We start from the raw sequence: 19,421 nt of genomic DNA on the forward strand, positions 1-19,421 counted from the left end.
ATTACGACATATTTCTAGCCACTTACGACATAAATACACTCACATTTTACCTCATTTTCAAAACTTACGACATTTACTGGATATTAATTGGAAATTTCCTCGAACCTCGAGAATTTACGACCTATTTTGAGCCACATACGACATGAATCCACTCACATATTACCTCATTTTCAAAACTTACAACATTTGCTGGATATTAATTGGTAATTACCTCGAGCCTCGAGAACTTACGACATATTTTGAGCCACTTACGACATAAATCCACTCACTTATTACCCCATTTTCAAAACATACGACATTTGCTGGATATTAATTGGTAATTACCTCAAGCCTCGAGAACTTACGACCTATTTTGAGCGACTTACTTCATAAATCCACTCACATATTACCTCATTTTCAAAACTTACGACATTTCCTGAATATTAATTGGTGATTGCCTCGGTCCTCGAGAACTTACGTCGCAGTTTCCTCCAATTATGCAAAATAAGAACGCCGTTAGTGAGCTACAGCATCTCTCGCATTTACTCCAATAAAATGAGCAGCTCACTTAATTCTTGTATTAATAGATGTTTAAGTCCAAAGACTTTTAAGGACTGCCCTTTATTAGATCCAAAATTAAATTCTATTAAGCTCCTCCAATTTTGTGGAGATAGCTGTAGCCATTTCTTTTGTTACTTTAGGAAGATAAGACTTTAAAACCGTATTAACCAGTGGACCCATTGCGCCAGCAGCGGTGATTTCTAGAAAGCCTGTTATGCTCGTTTTATTTGTATCTATCGCTTCTGCTAGGAAATATCCTCCGCCTGAAAGTTCCTCATTTAATCCATTTAAATGAAAAGTGACCCGTGTTGGTTCAATCCATTCTTTTATCGTGACCATCAGACTAATCTTTTTCTTTATGAATCCAATGTTACTATTAAATTCCCAGGTGGATTGACGGTTGGAAAATTTCCGATGTTGAATATATCCAGGAATAAGTGGAGCCCAGTTATCCATATCCTTAACAAAATCCCAAACCATATTGATTGGTAAGCCTATCTCAACTTGATGCATTCCGCTCGGCATTCATTTTCCTTCTTCCCATTTCAATATAAAGACCTCCATATATTTATATGTTTTCTCCAGCAATTGCGGGACATGGGGACAGGCAAAGCGTTTTGGATGCCGGTGCTACCCGAAATATGTCGAGAATTGCAGAATAACACTTTCAGAAAAAAGACCGCTGCAGTCACACGTTTGTTCAACAAAAGCCCTTTTTACTTTAAGTGAATTTGCTCAAATCCTCGGGGCATATCGAGTGTTTTTTTGTAAATAATAAGATTGTTAAATAGTAAATTGAGGAGGGTTTGTATGCAGCAGGATAAAGAGAATTTGGGTTCTACTATGAAGCCGGAATTTGCCGCAACTGATGCACAAAAAGTAAAACAAGAAATTCAAAAAGATGTAAGCCAAGGACAAGGTGCAATGACTTCCCGAGAGGCAGGAGCAATGCGCGACTAAAAAACCACTCAGAGTGGTTTTTTATTTTTCTGATTTAAAATTAAACAACTTACATTAATTTCCGATTATAAACCATTCACCATTCTTCACCCCAACAAAGGAATATCCGCTAAAAATGTAGAAAGAAGTAAAAAGGTATTATTTAGGGTGAAGGGGATTCGAATGGAATTAAGGACTATTAAACAAAACATCAAAAGATCGTTACTATCACTTCCGTATCGGGTTAAATTAGTTCTTGTTTTCTCACTGCTTATTTTGACTACGGGAATACTTCTTGGAAGTATTACTTATTATCAAGTTGCAAAATCAAGCCAGGAACGTACAGAGGAGTATCAAATCCAATTAGCAGACCAAATCAATCAAAATTTAGATCGCTATCTGAAAGAAATGCAAATCACTTCATTATCCCCGCTCTATAATCAAGAGGTAATGGATATTCTTATAAACCACCAAGCACCAAGTGATAAAACGATGTTTCCGCCTGCAAATGAAAGAATTACATTATGGCGTTATATTTCTAGTTTGATACATATGAGAAATGAAATTAAGGGAATTCATATCATGGGCAATGATGGAACCATCTTCAGTAATTTAGATTCTAATACCGTCATGCTGAAAGTGTTTGATCGGAATAGTGAATGGTTGAAGACAATTGAGAAAGCTGACGGGAAGTGGGTACTGCTTCCTCTCCACCAGCCTAATTATTATTTACGCAAAGATGTCACTGTTTTTTCTGTTGCGAGGTTGATTAGAGACCCGGAGTCGTATAAACCGCTGGGGATTATCAAAATCGATTTAAAGGAGGAATTAATTCAAGATATTTTAAGTAGAACGAATAAAGCTAGCAGCATTTTTATTCTAAACAAGGAGAATCAATTCATTTATCCAAAAGAAAAAGATCAACTTATGGGGAATACGATTTTGTCAAAAATAAATCTGCTCAAAGAAAACAATCATATGAATATTTCCATTAAGGATCAGAACTATTTGGTGGTATATAATGAGTCACTCTATTCAGGAGTTAAAATGATTATGTTAACTCCAAGTGCAACGATATTAAGTGAAGTAAACCACATCCGTAAAGTGATGATCGTGGTTGTTTTAATAGGTATTTTTATCTCGTTATTATTAGCCTTTATGCTTTCCAAACCTTTGGTAGGGTCTATTTATACGTTAAGAAAAGCGATGGAAAATGTTCAAAAGGGCAATCTGAATCAAAGGGTGTCGATACAATCAAATGATGAAATCGGCCAGCTGGGAAATGGTTTCAATCATATGATTAATGAAATAGACCGTTTGGTGTCAGAAGTTTACAAAACAGGGTTGCGGGAGAAAGAAGCGGAAATCAAAGCATTGCAGAGTCAAATGAATCCTCATTTCCTTTACAACACATTAGAGACGATTAATATGCTTGCTTTAACAAAGGGGAATTTGGAAGTATCCGATATGGTCTCCTCTCTTGGCAGATTATTACGGTATACCATTGATAACTCTTCTAAAATAGTAACCTTAAAGGAAGAGTTGTCTTTTATTCATTCATATGTTGCCATTCAGAAGGTAAGGATGGGGGAGGATCTTCAATATGTTGAAGAAATTGAACCATCTTTACATCATATCCTCATTCCAAAGCTAGTATTACAGCCGCTTGTAGAGAATGCCATAATCCACGGCCTTTTTGTACAAGGCGGGCGGATTGTTATCAAAGCAGCAAGTAAGAATGAAAGTGTAGAGATCATAATTGATGATAATGGCAAAGGAGTTACAACTGAAAAGTTAGAAGTGCTAAGGAAATCATTGGAAACAGGAGAAACAAATCCAACTCAAAACCATACCGGGATTGCTATGCCAAATGTTCACGAACGAATCCAACTGCTTTATGGGAAAAAATACGGGATGAAGCTAGATGGTCAAGAACATCGCGGTTTTTCCGTTATCCTGACAATGCCGATTCAACGAAGGGGGACAGAGAAAATTGAAAGAAATATTAGTGGTTGAAGACGAGGCAGTTATCAGACAAGGTCTAAAGGTTTTACTGGAACAAGTTATGGGTGGTTTTCAAGTATTGGAGGCAAAAAGCGGTGAGGAAGGAGTATCCATTATCCACCAGCGAATTCCCCATTTAATCATAACGGACATCCGGATGGGAGGGATGGATGGCCTTACTTTTATTTCAAAGGTAAGACAAATTTCCAAGGATGTTCCGATTATCATTTTAAGTGGCCATAGTGACTTTGAGTATGCCAGAACGGCCATGCGTTATGGCATAACGGATTATTTTCTAAAGCCAATCAACCGGATTGAACTGACTGAAGCCATTTCAACTATCTTTAAGGAAAACAAAGCAGAAAGTATGCCTGTTTCCAAGCAGTTTCAGGCTATCCTTCAATTTATCGATGACCATTTAAGCCGTGAAATTGCACTCAGTCAAATTGCAGAACATGTATCTTTGAATCCACAATATGTTGGTCAATTGTTTAAGTCTGAGTTAGGAATGACCTTTACGGAATATATGGTGGAGGTACGGTTAAAAAGGGCCAAGAAGTTATTAAAAGAGACCAATTTAAAGGTATATGAGGTTGCACAGCTTTCAGGCTATAAAAGTCCAAAGCATTTTATGACGGTATTTAAGCAAGAAACTGGGATCACGCCGATAGGGTTCCGTAAATTTTCTTAAAATTTTAAAAATATGAGAATACCGAACTATTTCTAGTTCTGAGAGGATATTTATTCAATCCCTTCTTCATTAAAATGAGAAACAAAGGGAGGTTATAACATGATAAAAAAGCTTGGAATCATTTTTTTAGTTATTTTTTTGATAGCGGTTTCATCTGCGTGTAACAAAGATTCCACTACCACTGCCTCAAATGATAAAGGGTCAAAAGCGAAAGATAAGCAGGTGGAATTGACCTTTATGATGTGGGGAAATGAAGCCCACCAAGAGGTCTATAACAAGTTAATCGGAAAGTTTAATGAAACACATCCAAACATTAAGGTGAAAATGGAAAGCGTTCCTTTCCCTGACTATCAACAAAAGATTACCGTACTAGCTGCCGGAAGAGAATTGCCTGATGTAGGATGGGTAGCAGAGCGAATGGTACCACAATTCATGCAAAATGGCATATTAGATGATGTTTCATCTTTCAAAGACGATAAAGAATACAAGATGGACGACTTCTTCCCGTCCACTTTGGATTTGTTTAGAAAAGACGATAAATTATTTGGCATTCCATTTTCAACACCACCAGAGGTTTTGTTTTACAACAAAGATTTGTTCTTGAAGGCTGGTGAAAAAACACCAAACGAGCATGTGCAGGCTGGAACATGGAATTGGGAACAGTTTGAGAAGTCCGCAAAAGCCATCTCAGCAAAAGGAACTTACGGTGCAAACTTCTTCCGGGATTGGAATACTTGGATTCCATTATTATCACACACTTGGAGTTATGGCGGGGATTTATTTGATAAGAATCAAACAAAGTTCACATGGAACAGTTCCCAGGGTGTAGAGACACTAAAGATGCTTGACCGAATGATGTTTAAGGACGGATCCCATCCGAAAGCTGGCGAGCAAGTAAGCTTTGAGTCTGGAAAAATTGGTATGTTCTTTGATGTATATAGTTATGTTTCCCGTGCCCGTGAAGTAAAGGATTTTGCTTGGGATATCGCTCCGCTTCCTGAAGGACCAGAAGGCAGATTCCCAATGCTAGGGCAGGCAGGATATGGATTATTCAAAGGTTCTAAGCATCCGGAGGAAGCAAAAGAACTGCTGAAGTTCTTTACAAGCCATGAGGGAATTTCCGCGACTTCTACTTACTTTGTACCGCCGCGTGAATCGGTCCTTAGCTCGGATGAATTTGTGAATCAGCCGAATAATCCGCCAGCGGAAAGCATTAAACGAGCTGTCATCGATGAAATGGACAATGCAAGACTACAAGCGGGACATATCGAGTGGCAAAAAATTGATAATGCGATTCAATTTGGCTTTGATGAATTATTTGGCCAGTTGAAAAAGCCTGAGGATATATTAAAAGGTATGGAAGATAAGATTGATCCATTGTTGAAGAAATAAAGCGCGATGCGGTTAATCCTTAAATGGATTAACCGCATCCCTTTTACTAGGGGTGTAAAACATTGAGTGCTTCCTTAACACATTTATTAGAAACGAAAAAACTTACCTTAATTGTCAGTCTGCCGGAAAATCGATTGGATCTTGCAAGGGCAGCCATTGACGCCGGTGTTGATGTGATTAAACTGCATGTGAATGTCCATCATCGTGCCTCGGGAAACAGCTTTGCTGCCGTTAACACGTATGAAGAAGTTTTCCGCAAAATTAGAGAGGAATTTTCCGGTCCTCTTGGAATTGTTCCCGGTGGCGAATTCGAAGATATCAAGCGAATGGAGATGGAGCAGTTAATCCAATTAGGTTTTAATTTCTATTCTATTTATGCCCACCATAAGCCGGGCTGGCTTATGCAGCTAGGAGGGATGGAAAAGACATTTGCGATTACCAATGAGTATCGTTTTAGTCAGTTGGGTAAGGTGAAACATCTTGGAGTGTCTGCGCTTGAAGCGTCGATTATTCCTGGAGAAGAGTACGGGACCCCTTTGACCTTTAAAGATATTCTATCCTATAATGCGCTTGTTCAAAGTGTTGATGTCCCTGTAATGGTCCCGTCCCAAAGAAAGATTGAGCCATCGGATATTCCCTTGCTTTATGAGGCTGGGGTAAAAGCCGTAATGCTGGGGGCCGTTGTAATTGGAAAAACAGAAGAAAGTATTAAAGGAGCCATTTCATCTTTTAGAGAAACGATTGATTCATTGTAAAGGAGGCAGCGAAGTTGGAGTTAAAAGTGAAAGCAGCAGAGGGCCTGCCTGTTAAAAAGATACGAAGGAAAATATGGGGTAGTGAAGCCTTTTATGGCTACTTATTTGTTAGTCCGATGGTGATTGGTTTTTTACTAGTTATGTTAGTTCCTTTCATCTATTCCGTATATATGAGTTTAACAGATTGGAAGCTCCTAGGTGACCCCAATTTTATTGGCAGTGAGAATTACCAGCGTCTAGTGAATGACCCTGATTTTTGGGAGGTTATGAAAAATACACTCCTTTTTTCCGGGGGCTTGGTTCCGTTAAACATTGTGATTGCGTTGTTACTGGCGCTGCTTCTGCAACGTCATTTACCCGGGATTGGCCTGTTTCGAACGGCTATTTTTATTCCGGTTATGACCTCTATTGTCGTTTGGTCAATCATATGGAAGTACATGTTTGGAACGGATGAAGGATTTATTAACCAACTACTCGATGTTTTTGGCATTACTGGTCCTGCCTGGCTATACGACCCAAAATTTGCAATGGGTGCTGTTATTGTTGTAAGTGCGTTGAAAAATGTCGGTCTAAATATGGTTCTATTTCTTGCCGCTCTACAGCAGGTGGATAAAAACCTTTACGAAGCATCCTATTTAGACGGTGCAAATAAACTTAAACAATTTTGGAATGTTACCCTTCCTATGATTACACCGACTGTCTTTTTAACGTTAATTTTAACCGTAATTGGCTCGATGAAGGTATTTGGGCAGATTTATGTGATGACAGGCGGCGGACCAGGAAATCATACGAAGGTATTAGTTTATTATATTTGGGAGAATGCCTTCAAATTGTTTGATTTTGGCTACGCTTCTGCCATTGCCATTGTTTTATTTGTGATTATCTTATTCTTTACACTCGTTCAATGGAGTGTAAGAAAAAGGTGGGTTTTCCATGAACAATAAGAAAAAAAATAATATTTTTATAAAAATAAGCTTTTACGGAATATTATCGATTATCTCTTTGATTATGATTGTTCCATTTTTATGGATGATTAACACATCATTTAAGGACTCTACTAAAATATTTTCGTTTCAATTCATTCCTGATCCATTTAGGTGGGAAAATTATCTACATGTCCTAAAAACGACTCCATTCCATCTATTTTATTTTAATAGTTTTTACATTGCCGTTTTAGTCACAATTGGGACGATTTTCTTCGGTTCACTAGCCGGTTATGCCTTTGCAAAATTGAAGTTTAAAGGAAGCAATCTCCTGTTTTTATGTTTATTAAGCACGATGATGATTCCTGTCGAAGTAATTACGATACCACTTTTCCTCTTCATGAGAGATTTAGGTTTGATTAACACCCATGTTCCCTTAATCGCTATCCCTATCTTAGGTCCGGCGGGAGTGTTTGGGATTTTCGTTATGAGACAATTTTTCTTATTGGTTCCAAAGGAATTAGAAGAGGCGGCAAAGTTAGATGGCTGCTCCTATTTTCGAATCTACTGGAATATCATGCTGCCGCTTTCAAAACCGGCGATTGCAACGTTAACAATCTTTACCTTTTTAACAAGCTGGAATGAATTTTACGAGCCGCTTATTTATATCAATTCAAAAGAATTGATGACCCTGCCATTAGCTCTGGCCCTATTCACGGATGAAGTAGGAACAAGGTGGGAGTTATTGATGAGTGCGTCGGTGATGGCTACTGTTCCATTGTTAGTTATCTTTTTCTTTGCCCAAAAACAGTTTATCGAGGGCGTCACGATGACGGGCGGAAAATAATTGTAAAAGGATATTGGGATGACAGGCGGAAAAAATTTTAAAAGGATGTGTCTGGTTTGAAAACAGAACTAACTTTTGATGTTGTGGTTGCAGGCGGGGGGCCGGCCGGCATCAATGCAGCGATTGCCTCAGGGAGAGCCGGAGCAAAAACACTTCTGATTGAAAGATATGGTTTTTTGGGAGGGATGTCGACGGTTGCACTGGTGTATCCGTGGATGACCTTTCATACGAATTCCGGTAAGCAAGTTATCAAAGGAATTGCTCAAGAAATTGTCGAGCGGTTAATGGACATAAACGGTTCACCGGGCCATTTACGTGATACGGTCGGATTCACCTATTCGTTAACCCCTTATCATCCGGAAAAATATAAACTATTGGCATTAGATATGTTGGAGGAAGCTGGAGTTGAAGTGCTTGTTCATAGTTTCGTAGATAAAGTAGAAGTGGAAGGAAATCAAATTTCCGCGCTTGGTCTTGCAACAAAATCTGGCCCTATCCGCGTTTTTGCCAAGAGATTTGTAGATACGACAGGGGATGCCGATATCGCGTACCTTTCCGGCGCTCCTTGTTTAAAAGGAAGAGATGATGACCATAAAACCCAGCCAATGACGATGAAGTTCCGGATGAGGGGTGTAAACCTTGAAAAAGTAAAAGAGGCGATGAAGGCAAATCCGAGTAATTTTTACAAGAAGACCCCCATAGAAGAACTAGATCACATTCCTTTAACGGGCGTTCAGGGCTTTTATAAGGAATGGAGTGAATCCGGTGTCCCTATTAATCGGGACCAAGTTCTCTTTTTCGCAGGGCCGGAGGAAGATGAAGTGCTTGTCAATTGTACCCGTGTGCAAGGGCTGGATGGAACAGATGTGTTTGATTTATCCGCGGGGGAAAAAGAAGGAAGAAAACAAGTACTGATGATGGCAGAGTTCCTGCAAAAGAAAATTCCGGGTTTTGAAAAGGCATCTATTTCTGCTGTGGGAACTCAAATCGGTATCCGCGAAACACGTCGGATTGATGGCCAATATGTTCTTTCCATTGAGGATGTTGTAAATGGCAAGAAATTCGAGGATACCATTGCTCTAAGCGGCTACCCAATTGACATACATGATCCAAGTGGTAAAGGCGTTCAAGCAAAAGACATCGAAGGAGATGGCAGCTATGGCATCCCGTACCGCTGCCTCGTGCCCCAAAAATTTGATAATTTATTAGTAGCAGGGAGGTGTATTTCAACCACTCACGAAGCATTAGCCACCACAAGACTAACCCCAAGTGCAATGGCAACGGGGCAGGCTGCCGGAGTCGCAGCAGCACTCTCCATCACCGATCATGTCGCACCAAAAGACCTAAACATCACCAAGCTAAGGGCACATTTAGCTGGAAATGGGGTAGTACTTTAAGAAGCATGGGGACGGTTCTCATGCTTCATTAACTAAGTTTTTTGAAGCAAAAGAACCGTCCCCATGGTCTTTTGTCAAAAAAAGGAGGAAAATCGTGAAGCATTGGAGAAAAATTTTTTCGATAGGCCTTGCTGTTGTTTTATTGTTTAGTTCTATGGGGATGATTGAAGCTGCTGGGAAGGAGAAGTCGCTGGCTACCATTTTAATGGTCCCTTTGGATGATCGCCCAGCCAATATTTACTTTCCTCAGCATGTTGGACTGTCATCGGGTGTAGAAGTGATGATTCCGCCAAAGGATATGATTGGTTATTTCACTGAACCGGGTAATGGTGAGGAAATCAGTAAATGGATACTCAAAAATGCTGATAAGGCAGATGGGTTTGTCATTTCCACAAGTATGCTTGCATATGGAGGTCTAGTTGCTTCACGTACAGGTGTTAAATCATTAGATGACTCGCTTAAGGATATTCAGGTCATTAAGAAACTGAAAGAATTATATCCAAATAAGCCTGTATATGTATACGATACGATTCAAAGGCTGGCAGTAACGGCTATTAACGATGAATATGAAAAGTATTATTCTCTTATAAGCGAATGGGCGATTTTGTATGATAAGGTCGTTAATTTAGGAATGGATGGTAAAGAAAGACTAGCACAACTTGAGTCATTAATCCCTGCTGCTGTTTTAGAAGATTACAAGAAAGCTAGAGCTAGAAATCACACAGTGAACAAATTAATGATTGATTGGGTTGATCAGGGTTACATTGACTATTTAATTTTATCCCAAGATGATGCTGCTCCTTATGGAGTTCATCGTGCGGAGAGGGAGCTATTAATTGATAAGGTCAATGAACTTCAAGTTCAGGATCAAGTTTCCGTTTTTCCCGGTGCAGATGAAGTGGATGTAGTATTGGTATCCCGATTTGTTAACCGTTTCTTCCATTCCTTACCAAAGTTCTTTGTTGAATACGGAGGTATCGACGGAAAGGATTGGATTGCGCCTTTTGAAGATACTACTTTTGATTACAATGTGCAAAAGCATATTACTTCAGCGGGTGGTACGATTGTTGGGAATGAAAAACAAGCAGATATTTACCTTTTGTTAAATACACCTTCGTCTAACAGTTCAACGAGATCAAAAGATATTGATGGACTGGTTAATAGAACTAAAGAGTTAATCGCAAATGGTAAGCAGGTCGCCATTGGGGATGTTTTGATTGTTAATAAGGCCGATGAAGAATTAGTCATGAAGCTTGCCTCGGAGGTAGATTTGACAAAAATTCTTTCCTATAGTGGCTGGAACACTGCTGGAAATGCACTTGGGATTACTGTTGGTCATGCTGCTTCAAGGTATGTCTTTTTAGCTCAAAAATCTGGGTTTGGGGTTCCATTGTATGAACAAACGGCGAAAGCACATTACGAATTTTTACTTCACCGGTTTGCCAAAGATCAGGGCTATAAAAATGTTGTCCATCCGGCAGCACGAGCTTATATCCAACAAATAGGGGCAAGCGAGTTTTCCCTTGGTGACAAATATGACCTAGTAAACAGCTTTGTTAAGGAGAAACTTACACAAGAAACTGAATACTGGTATCAATACTTTGATGGTAAGCAGATTTACATTGGCTCAAGGGGAAACAAAGACTTTTATAAAACAATCTCTTCATTAGAAAGAGTCCATGTAAAACTACCTTGGCCGCGAATCTTTGAAGCCGAACTTGAGCCAACATTGAAATTGAATTAATGAAGGTGGGACGAGGCACGGGCGCCTCGTCCCAATTCAATTTCATTTATTTAATTTTTGTAGATTTTTTCTCATAAGGGATGCAATCTGTTTATTATTTTGATCGGAGGTACTTTCTAGCTGCTTAATAACTAACTCTTGTCGTTCAACAGAATGATTTTGACTTAATTTAGCTTTGGCTTCAATTTTTATGATTTTTATTTTGAACGCAACAATCCCTTTACTCATTCCTTCGATAAAACTCTGTTCTACATCATTTAACTTGTATGAGCTGTCTGGATTTTCATATTTATTTACCAGGTCATTTAAAGAATTGTATATTGCTTTTTCATCGTCGATAATCTCCATCTTTCCATATAGATGGATAGACACATAATTCCAGGTAGGTACTGCTTTGCTTGTTTCGTACCAAGAAGGGGAAATATAACAGTGAGGACCTTGGAAAACCGCAAGAATCTGTTGGTTTTCTATATCCTTCCATTGCTCGTTTGGACGTGCAAAATGACCATATAAAGCATGCTCACTTTTATTTAATATCAGTGGGAGATGAGTAGCATACGGTTCACCGTTATGCTGAGAAAATAAAGTTGCGAAGCTGTATTTTTCGATAAAGTCATAAATAATTTCTTCATCATCAATTTTAAAATATTTAGGTATATACATAATTAATTCGCCTCGTTTCAACTGACCTACTTCCGTTTTTGCATCCTTTTCACTACTTAAGGTTTCGTGAAATAATGTGATAGCTAAGATTCCTGTTTAAAACACGTCAATCTCAATGTATAACCTATCATAATGGGACAATGGGACAGGCTCCTTGTCCCAAAGTACTTCCTATGTACCTTAATTCATTAAATTCTTAGCCCAAATAAATGCTTCATGATAGCAGTCCAAGGCAATATCATCTTGGATTTGCAACTTCTTACACCAAAGGCTAACGTCCTCCCAGGCTCCTCTTTCTATCGAAGTAATCAAATCCAATGTGTTTTTCATCTGATTAGCTTTGCCTATTAGAGCATCACAAATGTCATCTTGAAGTGGTATTAATTGAAGTATCTTCTCCATCTCCATACCTAGCAATGCATCCATTAAAGAAAACAAACCGGTTAAGAAGTAGGAGGAAGATTCCTTTCGATTACTTTTACGTAAAGAAATAAGTTCACACACTTTTGCGCGAATGAGACTATTGTTAAATAATTCTCTAGACCATTCATTCTTTCTTGTGGTCGTTCCCCTGAGTGATAGAATATAGAGCCACCTTTTAAGTTCATTTAATCCAAGGCGAACAATGGCTTGTCTAATTGAATTTATTTTACTAATTGAGCCATATGCTGGGGAATTACTAAGTTTAAGTAGTTTATAAGTTAGCGATACATCCTGTTCAATTAACTGGGTTATCAAATCGAGATCTGGTTCACTATGAGACAAATGATTAATGATAGGAAAATAATTTTGAAAATACTCTGGTACATCATGAGTAGATAGAATGACAGGTTTAGAAAAAAAATATCCTTGAAAATATTCATATCCAGATTTTACTGCTGATTCAAATTCCTCTATCGTTTCGATTTTTTCTGCCAGCAGGGTATAGTCGTATTTTAGAGAAAGCCTTTCGATTATTTTTCTCATATAGGGCAAGGTATCTCTAAAATCAACCTTCACAATATTGGCAAGTTCCAATAAGGGGAAGTAATATGGATTATCTTTTTTTAAAACAAAATCATCAAGCGCGATTTGAAAACCCTTAGACTTTAGTTCTTGGCATATATCCAATATTTCCTGAGTTAGTTCAATTGTTTCTAATAGTTCCACTACAATTTCATTTGGATGGAGATAGGTCGGAAGCCTTAGTTTCAGTAGATTTTCAGTAAAGTTAATAAAGCAGACTTTACCATTAGAAAGTTCATCCATTCCGATATTAATAAAACTATTAATGATAACATCAGTCGTAGCGACATCTCCGTTTATTTCAGGAAAACTGTTGTCTAGATTGTTTCGGTAAAGCAATTCATAAGCAAATATCTCTTTCGTTTTTGTGAATATTGGCTGTCTGGCGACAAAAACATCCATAATACACCCCCAAAAATCTAGCATTAAAATGAAAGTTACACGAAATTTGAATAGCAAAGATCTAATAATCCCAGATATATATAAATTTTCCTAATATAAACTAAATATATCTTAAAAAACGATGTTACTCAATAGTTTGTAAAAATTTTGAAAATTTTTATCTTATTACCTCGAATAAGGTTAAAAAAATTAAATTTTGCCAAATTTTGATTTCAGAAGTCTGTTCATGTAACGTTTGGGGTCATTGCTGTTGATGAAGGATATATGACACCCTTACAAGTTGAAGAGATTCATTTGAAGAAAAAACAGGTAGATAATTCCAATTAATCCTTTCTGACCGGCTTGAGACGATTTTCATTGAAAATACTAGTGTCTGCCAAGCCTAGAAATTTTTCGAAAGTTGATAAGAGTTCATTGCATGTATAGAAGATAACACAAAATGACACCACACTTATTATGATAATCATATAAATAAAAAATGGCAGAATCCGTGGATATTGAATAATCATAGCCACAGACTCATGCCACTTTTTTATTTGTGCCTTATTCACGCCACTGATTTAATTTAGTGCCCTTATAAAACTGATTACAAGGGCATCTCTTCTTTGCTTTTTTAAATAGATTCCGCATATTTTTTGAAATTATCTAGGATTGCCTGCCATCCTTGTTGTTGGAACTCGATTGGATTGGTAGTTTCTGCATCAAATGTTTCAATAACTTCGGTTTGGTTTTCTTGGCCTTTAAAAGTGATGTTAACTTTTCTTCCATCACCCAGTGTATAAGCAATAACCTCATGTAATTTCACTTCATCATAAGTTCCGCCAAAATCGAAACCAAAACTGCCGTCTTTGGCTTCCATTCTTGAATGGAATTTCCCGCCTGCCCTTAGATCATTCTCAGCAATTGGTGTGTGCCAGTCATCTGAAGCGCTGTTCCATTTTTTTATATGAGTTGGCTCTGTCCAATATTCCCATACCTTTGCTACTGGTGCTTGAACTGTTGTTTCTACAGTTACTTTATTAGATGCTTCCATTTGATTTTCCGCCTCTCTTAATAGCAATTTTTTTAAGCGATGTCCACAATAGATGCCTGACTATATTTTAGATGATTTCGAAATATTACGCTACTTCTTCATTGTCTCCTTTTACAGTCCTTGTCATTCATTTACTCGCTATCACTAACCTAAGCTGCAAAACTTATGCTGTCTTTTTTTTATTCAACAAACGGAAGGATTGCTTTTTCTTTGTTCAAGGTCAGGCTAGTCGCACAATGAGAAAATAAGTTATGCTAAAATTATCATAACGTTAAAATTTGTAAGGAGGGGGTTAATTGTCCAATAAAAATTGTCCTATATGTGGAAACGAAAACGAATGTATGACAGGTGCTGGAGAACTGAATAACTGCTGGTGTTCTGTAGAAGAATTTCCTAATGGAATCTTTGAATTAGTTCCTCTAGAAAGTCGAAGAAAGCATTGTATATGTAAAAATTGTTTAAATAAATACAAGGAAGAGCAGAGAATAATTAAAAATAGGTAGATGTTCAAGGATTGGCTAAAGAATGGCACTTAACCGTTGGCAGTACCTTTTTATCTCTTTAAAAAGAAGCTCAATAAGCTATTAAACTTATAATGTGAAGGAAAACTCAGGAGAATACTTTTCATCGCAGAGAATATATACAGAATAGGAATCTAAGTACGTACTTTCTAGTGAAGGGAGAAATCTCATGAATAACTTAGTAAATGACAATCTGTTTGAAACGAGAAATAACCTAGTAAAGGTGATTACTTTATTAAGTGATGCACAATTTAATCGTAAACCTGATACGGATATGTGGAGTATTGCACAGGTTTGCCATCACTTAGTTTTAGTGGAAGAGGCATCTATAAAAGCGATTGTATGGGGATTAAAAGAGAGTGATCGTACTCAGAAAGAACGTAAAAACGTTCACCATATCATATTGGATAGAACGAAAAAGTTTAAGGCTCCAAAGATTGTCGAACCAAGTGCAGAACCATTTGAAGTGCAGCAAATAATTGATTTGTTAAACGCTTCGAGAAAAAAATTGATGACGTTTCTTAGTACTATAGAAGATCAATCGATATTGGCAGAAAAATCAGTGGGTCATCCTGCTCTTGGTGAATTACCGCTTGATCAATGGATTGAACAGATTTATTTACATGAACAGCGTCACATTGAACAAATTAAAGAGATAAAATTACTTTTAGATGTGCGGTGCTAAACTTATGGATATAAACGGATTGTTGTTTAAGCGACTACACAAATTAACCCTCCAAACCAATTGTCAAAGGTACAATATTTACCTTCCTTTAACTAACAGAGGATAGTGTTAAAATTAGAGCTGTCATTGTGGCAGTTCTTCTTATTGAGCTAATGAGTCAGAACACCGAGAAGCAACAAGGTGTAAGTGCTGGTGGAAATCAACATTCACTTTTACCACAGCCAAAAAAATAAAAAATAAGCCCAGTCCGTATGAACTGAACTTTGCTCTGTATTCATGCAAAGATAACTACAAGTAAGCACGATAAAAATGTTATACCTGCTAAAGGAGTCATAATCAATTTCTCTTTGTTACTTTTTGAAGCCAGATTCCCTAATGTATTTAAACCCATAAAAATAGTAATAATTATGACTAAAATATTCGTTGGTAAATAGAATGATACTGTTAAAATCTTAGAATATAATAAAAAAATAAAACCAAAAAAGAGTAGTAATAATGCTGATGTCAAACTCATCATTCTCATTTTCTTTGGTAATACACCCTGATATTTACCACCCCAGCTATATTCGGCAAGTGGAAACCCTAAAAAAAGTAAGACTTGAAAGATAGCAATACCACTTGACACCACTGCCACGATAATTGCGGCTACATGGATTAATAACTCTTTCACAAAAAGCCTCCTTCCGATTTTAATTAACATAACAATTTACAAAAGCAAGTTTTGATGTTAAAAACAAACCGCCCTACTTATAATGAATTATACAATATATCCCATAAACTCCATATACTAAAAAGGAAAAACATTAAATACTTCTTAATACGTATTCTCAGGTAGTGAAATTTTCGCATTTTTTAAGTCATATTAATACAATAAGGAAACGTTTTGTCTCAATGGGGGTGAGGGTAGTGAGTATGGCTGCTTGGTTTGGTTTCGGCATTGGAGTAGCGGCTGCAATAGGTTTATTAGGAAAATCGAAAAGGAAAAAATAAATTTGTTTCTTCGAGATGAAAAAAAGTCTTTTTTTATTATCAGGATGCTTAATAAGCTAATATATACAAAAATGCTCAGAGTTCACTGAGCATTTTTTTTCCACTTATTATGCTAATTAGCTTGTTAAGAATAGTTCCCTGCCCGCCACTCCTAGGGGGCTTTCCTTAAAGATACGTGCTGGGGGTTATTATGGCAAGTAACTCCTTAAAATGGGAGATTTAATATTCATAAAGAATGGTTTGTGAAATAAGGATGGTAAACTTGCAAACACTTTCGAATAGTGGTATTCTAAGGTAGAATTATTTTTGTTCGGCGGTTTAAAGGATAGTATAAGTTGAACTTTTCGTCTTAATGATCACTGATAGCAAGGATAGTAACATATTGTGTGCAAAAGCACACAGCAGGAGGAAACACACATGGAACAAGGTAAAGTAAAATGGTTTAACGCAGAAAAAGGTTTTGGATTCATCGAACGCGAAGCTGGAGACGATGTATTCGTACACTTCTCAGCAATCCAAAGCGAAGGCTTCAAATCATTAGACGAAGGTCAAACAGTTACTTTTGAAGTAGAACAAGGTCAACGTGGACCCCAAGCTACTAACGTACGTAAAGCTTAATAATAATTGTCTAATATAAGACAGGCTCTATTTTAGAGTCTGTTTTTTTTGTTTCATTGGTCAAAAATGGATACTTTAGTTTTTGAATATTCCTTGACGGGAATATTCCTATGAAGGTATAATCGATTCAATAGGAAGTTAATACTAGTGATGATGTAGATGTGCTTTAACCGGAGACCATCACTTGACGAGGTGAGGAACATGTCAGGGAAGATTCCGGGCGTGAACATGACAACGCTGAGCGCTTTGTCTGAACCAAATCGTTTGAATATCGTCGAACTTTTGCGTAACGGTCCCCTGACCGTTGGGGAAATTGCCGACCAGCTGGGACTCCGGCAGCCCCAAACTTCGAAGCATTTAAAAGTGCTAAGCGACAACGGGATTGTGGAAGTGCAGGCCGAGGCTAACCGCCGCATCTACAAGCTCCGGCCGGAACCCTTCCAAGCGCTGGATTCTTGGATACAGTCCTTCCGGAGTGTTATGCAAGAAAGATTCGACAATCTAGATGATTATTTGAAGGAATTGCAGAACAAGGAAAAATCATAAAATTATTTCATGATCAAGGAGGAATTACAATGTCAAACAATGAAATGGTATCGAGAGTAGAGAACGATCGGGTACTGGTACTGGAGCGCGTTTTCGATGCGCCACGTGATCTCGTATTCAAGATGTTTAAAGAGTCGGAGCATCTGAAACAATGGTGGGGGCCGAGGGGCTGGGAGATTCCGGTCTGCACCGTTGATTTCCGTCCGGGAGGCGTTTGGCACTACTGTATGAAGTGTGTCGATCAAAATCTTGGTGAATTTTTTGGTATGGAAGCATGGGGAAAAGGGGTTTATAAGGAGATTATCGAGCCGGAGAAAATTGTCTACACGGATTACTTTTCGGATGCCGAGGACAATGTGAATGATTCCATGCCGTCGACCGAGATGACATTGGAATTCATCGATTTGGGTGGAAAGACAAAGCTGATAAACCGTGCTGAATATGTGTCCGCTGAAGCTCTCAAGACTGTCATGGACATGGGCATGCTGCAGGGTATCACCGAAACTTGGGACCGTTTGAACGAGCTAGTAGAATCGCTGAAGTAGAGTTATCGTACCGCTGATTTTTATGGCGATTCGAGACCGCGGATAAGTAAATGATGTTATTGCAAAAAAAGGAACAGCACCCTCTAATTTGATGGAGAGGTGCTGTTTTGTTATTGGAATGCCTAGTACTTTAATATTCTCCTTTAATGACAAAATACGAGCCCCGAATGGTTCCAGCCAGTTTAGACTTTTGCCTAGCAAACTTAAACTTCCCTTCTAACTCCTTTGGTATCTCCATCCCCTCAGAAAGCTTCAAACCAACGGCCCGCTTCTTAGGGTCATCAACCGTATACATGACATTGATCGAAAGACCATCCTCATAAAAGACGTAGGCAATTTTGATATTTTCCACTTGAAAACGCGATGTTTCTAAAGGTTTGGCCGCGAACTCAATATCACGTTCTTCTTTCAAAATTCGGTTCACATAATCAAGGGTCTCGCCGGACTCGCTAGCTGGTACAACCGTAAATTCATGCTTGTATTTGTTCATAAAGTAACGAGCTTCATTCGCACGCAAACCAGCAAGCGTTTCTGCTACCGGTGAAGACTCTAAACCAACCGTAGACACATTTTTAAAATCAACGATATAGGACATTTCCAACCCTCCTCATTATTTCCTAACAACAGGAATCCACATTTCACCAAAGACTAAACCGTTTCGCTGCCCCATCTCAACTGTTGTATTTGGCCCGCCAACATAGGCAACATTCTTTGCTTCTGCCAAGGCCTGACCAAAGGCAATGCCAGTAAGTGTATTACTTAATTCCTCAGCCGTCTTCGCTTCCCCTTTCACAACCAGGTATTCCCCCTTTGGAAATTGGATGACTCTAGTTGCTTCTGGCAGTGTTTCTTTTGTCATGACGCCAGCATAATGCATCATCTTGTTATTCACCGCTTCGTTTACGGCAAAAATATAATCATTTGTGGCTACGGCCTTTAAAGTATCAAGCTTGCCATCTTCTTTTACGGCGTGCCAAAAGTCTGCTTTTTCCTTGGTTATGCCGGCATAGTCTGTGTAATCACTCTTAAGCTCTGTTCCAATACCTAAAACGGTAAAGCTGTCTTTTTCTTCAATGGTATAATTTGTCATTTTTAAAACCTTCCTTTTTTTAATTTATCAAATGATTTGTTTTTCCACTTGATGAGTTTATAATAACTTTAAATCATGTCAAAAAGTGATA

At 38.1% G+C, this 19,421-nt stretch carries 21 protein-coding genes; 14 read left to right on the plus strand and 7 right to left on the minus strand.

Features of this window, described 5'->3' with window-relative positions:
• Positions 1 to 615 precede the first annotated feature (615 nt).
• Positions 616 to 1,065, minus strand: a complete 450-nt coding sequence (locus AA980_RS17640) for a CoxG family protein (protein WP_024028760.1) — start codon at positions 1,063 to 1,065, stop codon at positions 616 to 618.
• A gap of 285 nt (positions 1,066 to 1,350) precedes the next feature.
• Here AA980_RS17640 and AA980_RS27530 point away from each other — a divergent pair, with 285 nt between their 5' ends.
• The 9 genes from AA980_RS27530 (at position 1,351) to AA980_RS17680 (ending at position 11,232) form a co-directional block, all read left to right on the plus strand.
• Positions 1,351 to 1,500 carry a hypothetical protein gene (locus tag AA980_RS27530; protein WP_024028761.1) on the plus strand — a complete coding sequence of 50 codons (150 nt, stop codon included), beginning with the start codon at positions 1,351 to 1,353 and terminating at the stop codon, positions 1,498 to 1,500.
• A 162-nt stretch (positions 1,501 to 1,662) separates the two neighbouring features.
• Entirely contained in the window at positions 1,663 to 3,495 is a 1,833-nt protein-coding gene (locus AA980_RS17645; protein ID WP_024028762.1) for a sensor histidine kinase, read from the plus strand.
• Positions 3,473 to 4,174 carry a response regulator transcription factor gene (locus tag AA980_RS17650; RefSeq protein WP_024028763.1) on the plus strand — a complete coding sequence of 234 codons (702 nt, stop codon included), beginning with the start codon at positions 3,473 to 3,475 and terminating at the stop codon, positions 4,172 to 4,174. Before AA980_RS17645 ends, AA980_RS17650 begins: the two co-directional genes overlap by 23 nt.
• A 99-nt stretch (positions 4,175 to 4,273) precedes the next feature.
• On the plus strand, positions 4,274 to 5,566 hold the full coding sequence (locus AA980_RS17655) for an ABC transporter substrate-binding protein (protein WP_024028764.1): 1,293 nt from the start codon (positions 4,274 to 4,276) through the stop codon (positions 5,564 to 5,566).
• A 62-nt stretch (positions 5,567 to 5,628) separates the two neighbouring features.
• Complete coding sequence (locus tag AA980_RS17660) at positions 5,629 to 6,321, plus strand: hypothetical protein (RefSeq protein WP_024028765.1); 693 nt, start codon at positions 5,629 to 5,631, stop codon at positions 6,319 to 6,321.
• Positions 6,322 to 6,437: 116 nt separating this feature from the next.
• Entirely contained in the window at positions 6,438 to 7,265 is an 828-nt protein-coding gene (locus AA980_RS17665; RefSeq protein WP_082195771.1) for a carbohydrate ABC transporter permease, read from the plus strand.
• Positions 7,255 to 8,091 carry a carbohydrate ABC transporter permease gene (locus AA980_RS17670; RefSeq protein WP_024028767.1) on the plus strand — a complete coding sequence of 279 codons (837 nt, stop codon included), beginning with the start codon at positions 7,255 to 7,257 and terminating at the stop codon, positions 8,089 to 8,091. The genes AA980_RS17665 and AA980_RS17670 overlap by 11 nt, the downstream gene beginning before the upstream one ends.
• Before the next feature lie 56 nt (positions 8,092 to 8,147).
• A complete protein-coding gene (locus AA980_RS17675; RefSeq protein WP_024028768.1) occupies positions 8,148 to 9,488 on the plus strand; it encodes an FAD-dependent oxidoreductase in 1,341 nt (446 codons plus the stop codon).
• Between the two features lie 94 nt (positions 9,489 to 9,582).
• Positions 9,583 to 11,232 (plus strand): DUF4127 family protein, encoded by a 1,650-nt coding sequence (locus AA980_RS17680; RefSeq protein ID WP_024028769.1) that lies wholly within the window; start codon positions 9,583 to 9,585, stop codon positions 11,230 to 11,232.
• 42 nt (positions 11,233 to 11,274) lie between these two features.
• On the opposite strand, the gene AA980_RS17685 is transcribed toward AA980_RS17680, so the two are convergent.
• The 3 genes from AA980_RS17685 to AA980_RS17695 form a co-directional block, all read right to left on the minus strand.
• Positions 11,275 to 11,895, minus strand: a complete 621-nt coding sequence (locus AA980_RS17685) for an FMN-binding negative transcriptional regulator (RefSeq protein WP_024028770.1) — start codon at positions 11,893 to 11,895, stop codon at positions 11,275 to 11,277.
• A 180-nt stretch (positions 11,896 to 12,075) separates the two neighbouring features.
• On the minus strand, positions 12,076 to 13,302 hold the full coding sequence (locus tag AA980_RS17690; protein ID WP_024028771.1) for an EAL and HDOD domain-containing protein: 1,227 nt from the start codon (positions 13,300 to 13,302) through the stop codon (positions 12,076 to 12,078).
• Between the two features lie 613 nt (positions 13,303 to 13,915).
• A complete protein-coding gene (locus AA980_RS17695; RefSeq protein WP_024028772.1) occupies positions 13,916 to 14,335 on the minus strand; it encodes an SRPBCC family protein in 420 nt (139 codons plus the stop codon).
• Positions 14,336 to 14,631: 296 nt separating this feature from the next.
• Here AA980_RS17695 and AA980_RS17700 point away from each other — a divergent pair, with 296 nt between their 5' ends.
• On the plus strand, positions 14,632 to 14,838 hold the full coding sequence (locus tag AA980_RS17700; protein ID WP_024028773.1) for a cysteine-rich CWC family protein: 207 nt from the start codon (positions 14,632 to 14,634) through the stop codon (positions 14,836 to 14,838).
• Positions 14,839 to 15,025: 187 nt separating this feature from the next.
• Positions 15,026 to 15,541 carry a DinB family protein gene (locus AA980_RS17705; RefSeq protein ID WP_024028774.1) on the plus strand — a complete coding sequence of 172 codons (516 nt, stop codon included), beginning with the start codon at positions 15,026 to 15,028 and terminating at the stop codon, positions 15,539 to 15,541.
• A gap of 274 nt (positions 15,542 to 15,815) precedes the next feature.
• Here AA980_RS17705 and AA980_RS17710 read toward each other — a convergent pair whose 3' ends face one another.
• Entirely contained in the window at positions 15,816 to 16,211 is a 396-nt protein-coding gene (locus AA980_RS17710) for a hypothetical protein (RefSeq protein ID WP_024028775.1), read from the minus strand.
• A gap of 737 nt (positions 16,212 to 16,948) precedes the next feature.
• Between AA980_RS17710 and AA980_RS17715 the strand changes: the two genes are divergently transcribed.
• From AA980_RS17715 to AA980_RS17725, 3 genes are all read left to right on the plus strand, one after another.
• A complete protein-coding gene (locus AA980_RS17715; RefSeq protein ID WP_024028776.1) occupies positions 16,949 to 17,149 on the plus strand; it encodes a cold-shock protein in 201 nt (66 codons plus the stop codon).
• A gap of 201 nt (positions 17,150 to 17,350) precedes the next feature.
• Positions 17,351 to 17,695, plus strand: a complete 345-nt coding sequence (locus tag AA980_RS17720; RefSeq protein WP_024028777.1) for an ArsR/SmtB family transcription factor — start codon at positions 17,351 to 17,353, stop codon at positions 17,693 to 17,695.
• Between the two features lie 29 nt (positions 17,696 to 17,724).
• Complete coding sequence (locus AA980_RS17725; protein ID WP_024028778.1) at positions 17,725 to 18,240, plus strand: SRPBCC domain-containing protein; 516 nt, start codon at positions 17,725 to 17,727, stop codon at positions 18,238 to 18,240.
• A 130-nt stretch (positions 18,241 to 18,370) separates the two neighbouring features.
• On the opposite strand, the gene AA980_RS17730 is transcribed toward AA980_RS17725, so the two are convergent.
• Both AA980_RS17730 and AA980_RS17735 read right to left on the minus strand, forming a co-directional pair.
• Entirely contained in the window at positions 18,371 to 18,835 is a 465-nt protein-coding gene (locus AA980_RS17730; RefSeq protein ID WP_024028779.1) for a hypothetical protein, read from the minus strand.
• 15 nt (positions 18,836 to 18,850) lie between these two features.
• Positions 18,851 to 19,330: a GyrI-like domain-containing protein gene (locus AA980_RS17735; RefSeq protein WP_024028780.1), complete on the minus strand. Its 480-nt coding sequence runs from the start codon at positions 19,328 to 19,330 to the stop codon at positions 18,851 to 18,853.
• Positions 19,331 to 19,421 lie beyond the last annotated feature (91 nt).

The sequence above is a fragment of the Neobacillus vireti genome, assembly GCF_001026695.1.
Classification (GTDB): Bacteria; Bacillota; Bacilli; order Bacillales; family Cytobacillaceae; genus Neobacillus; species Neobacillus vireti.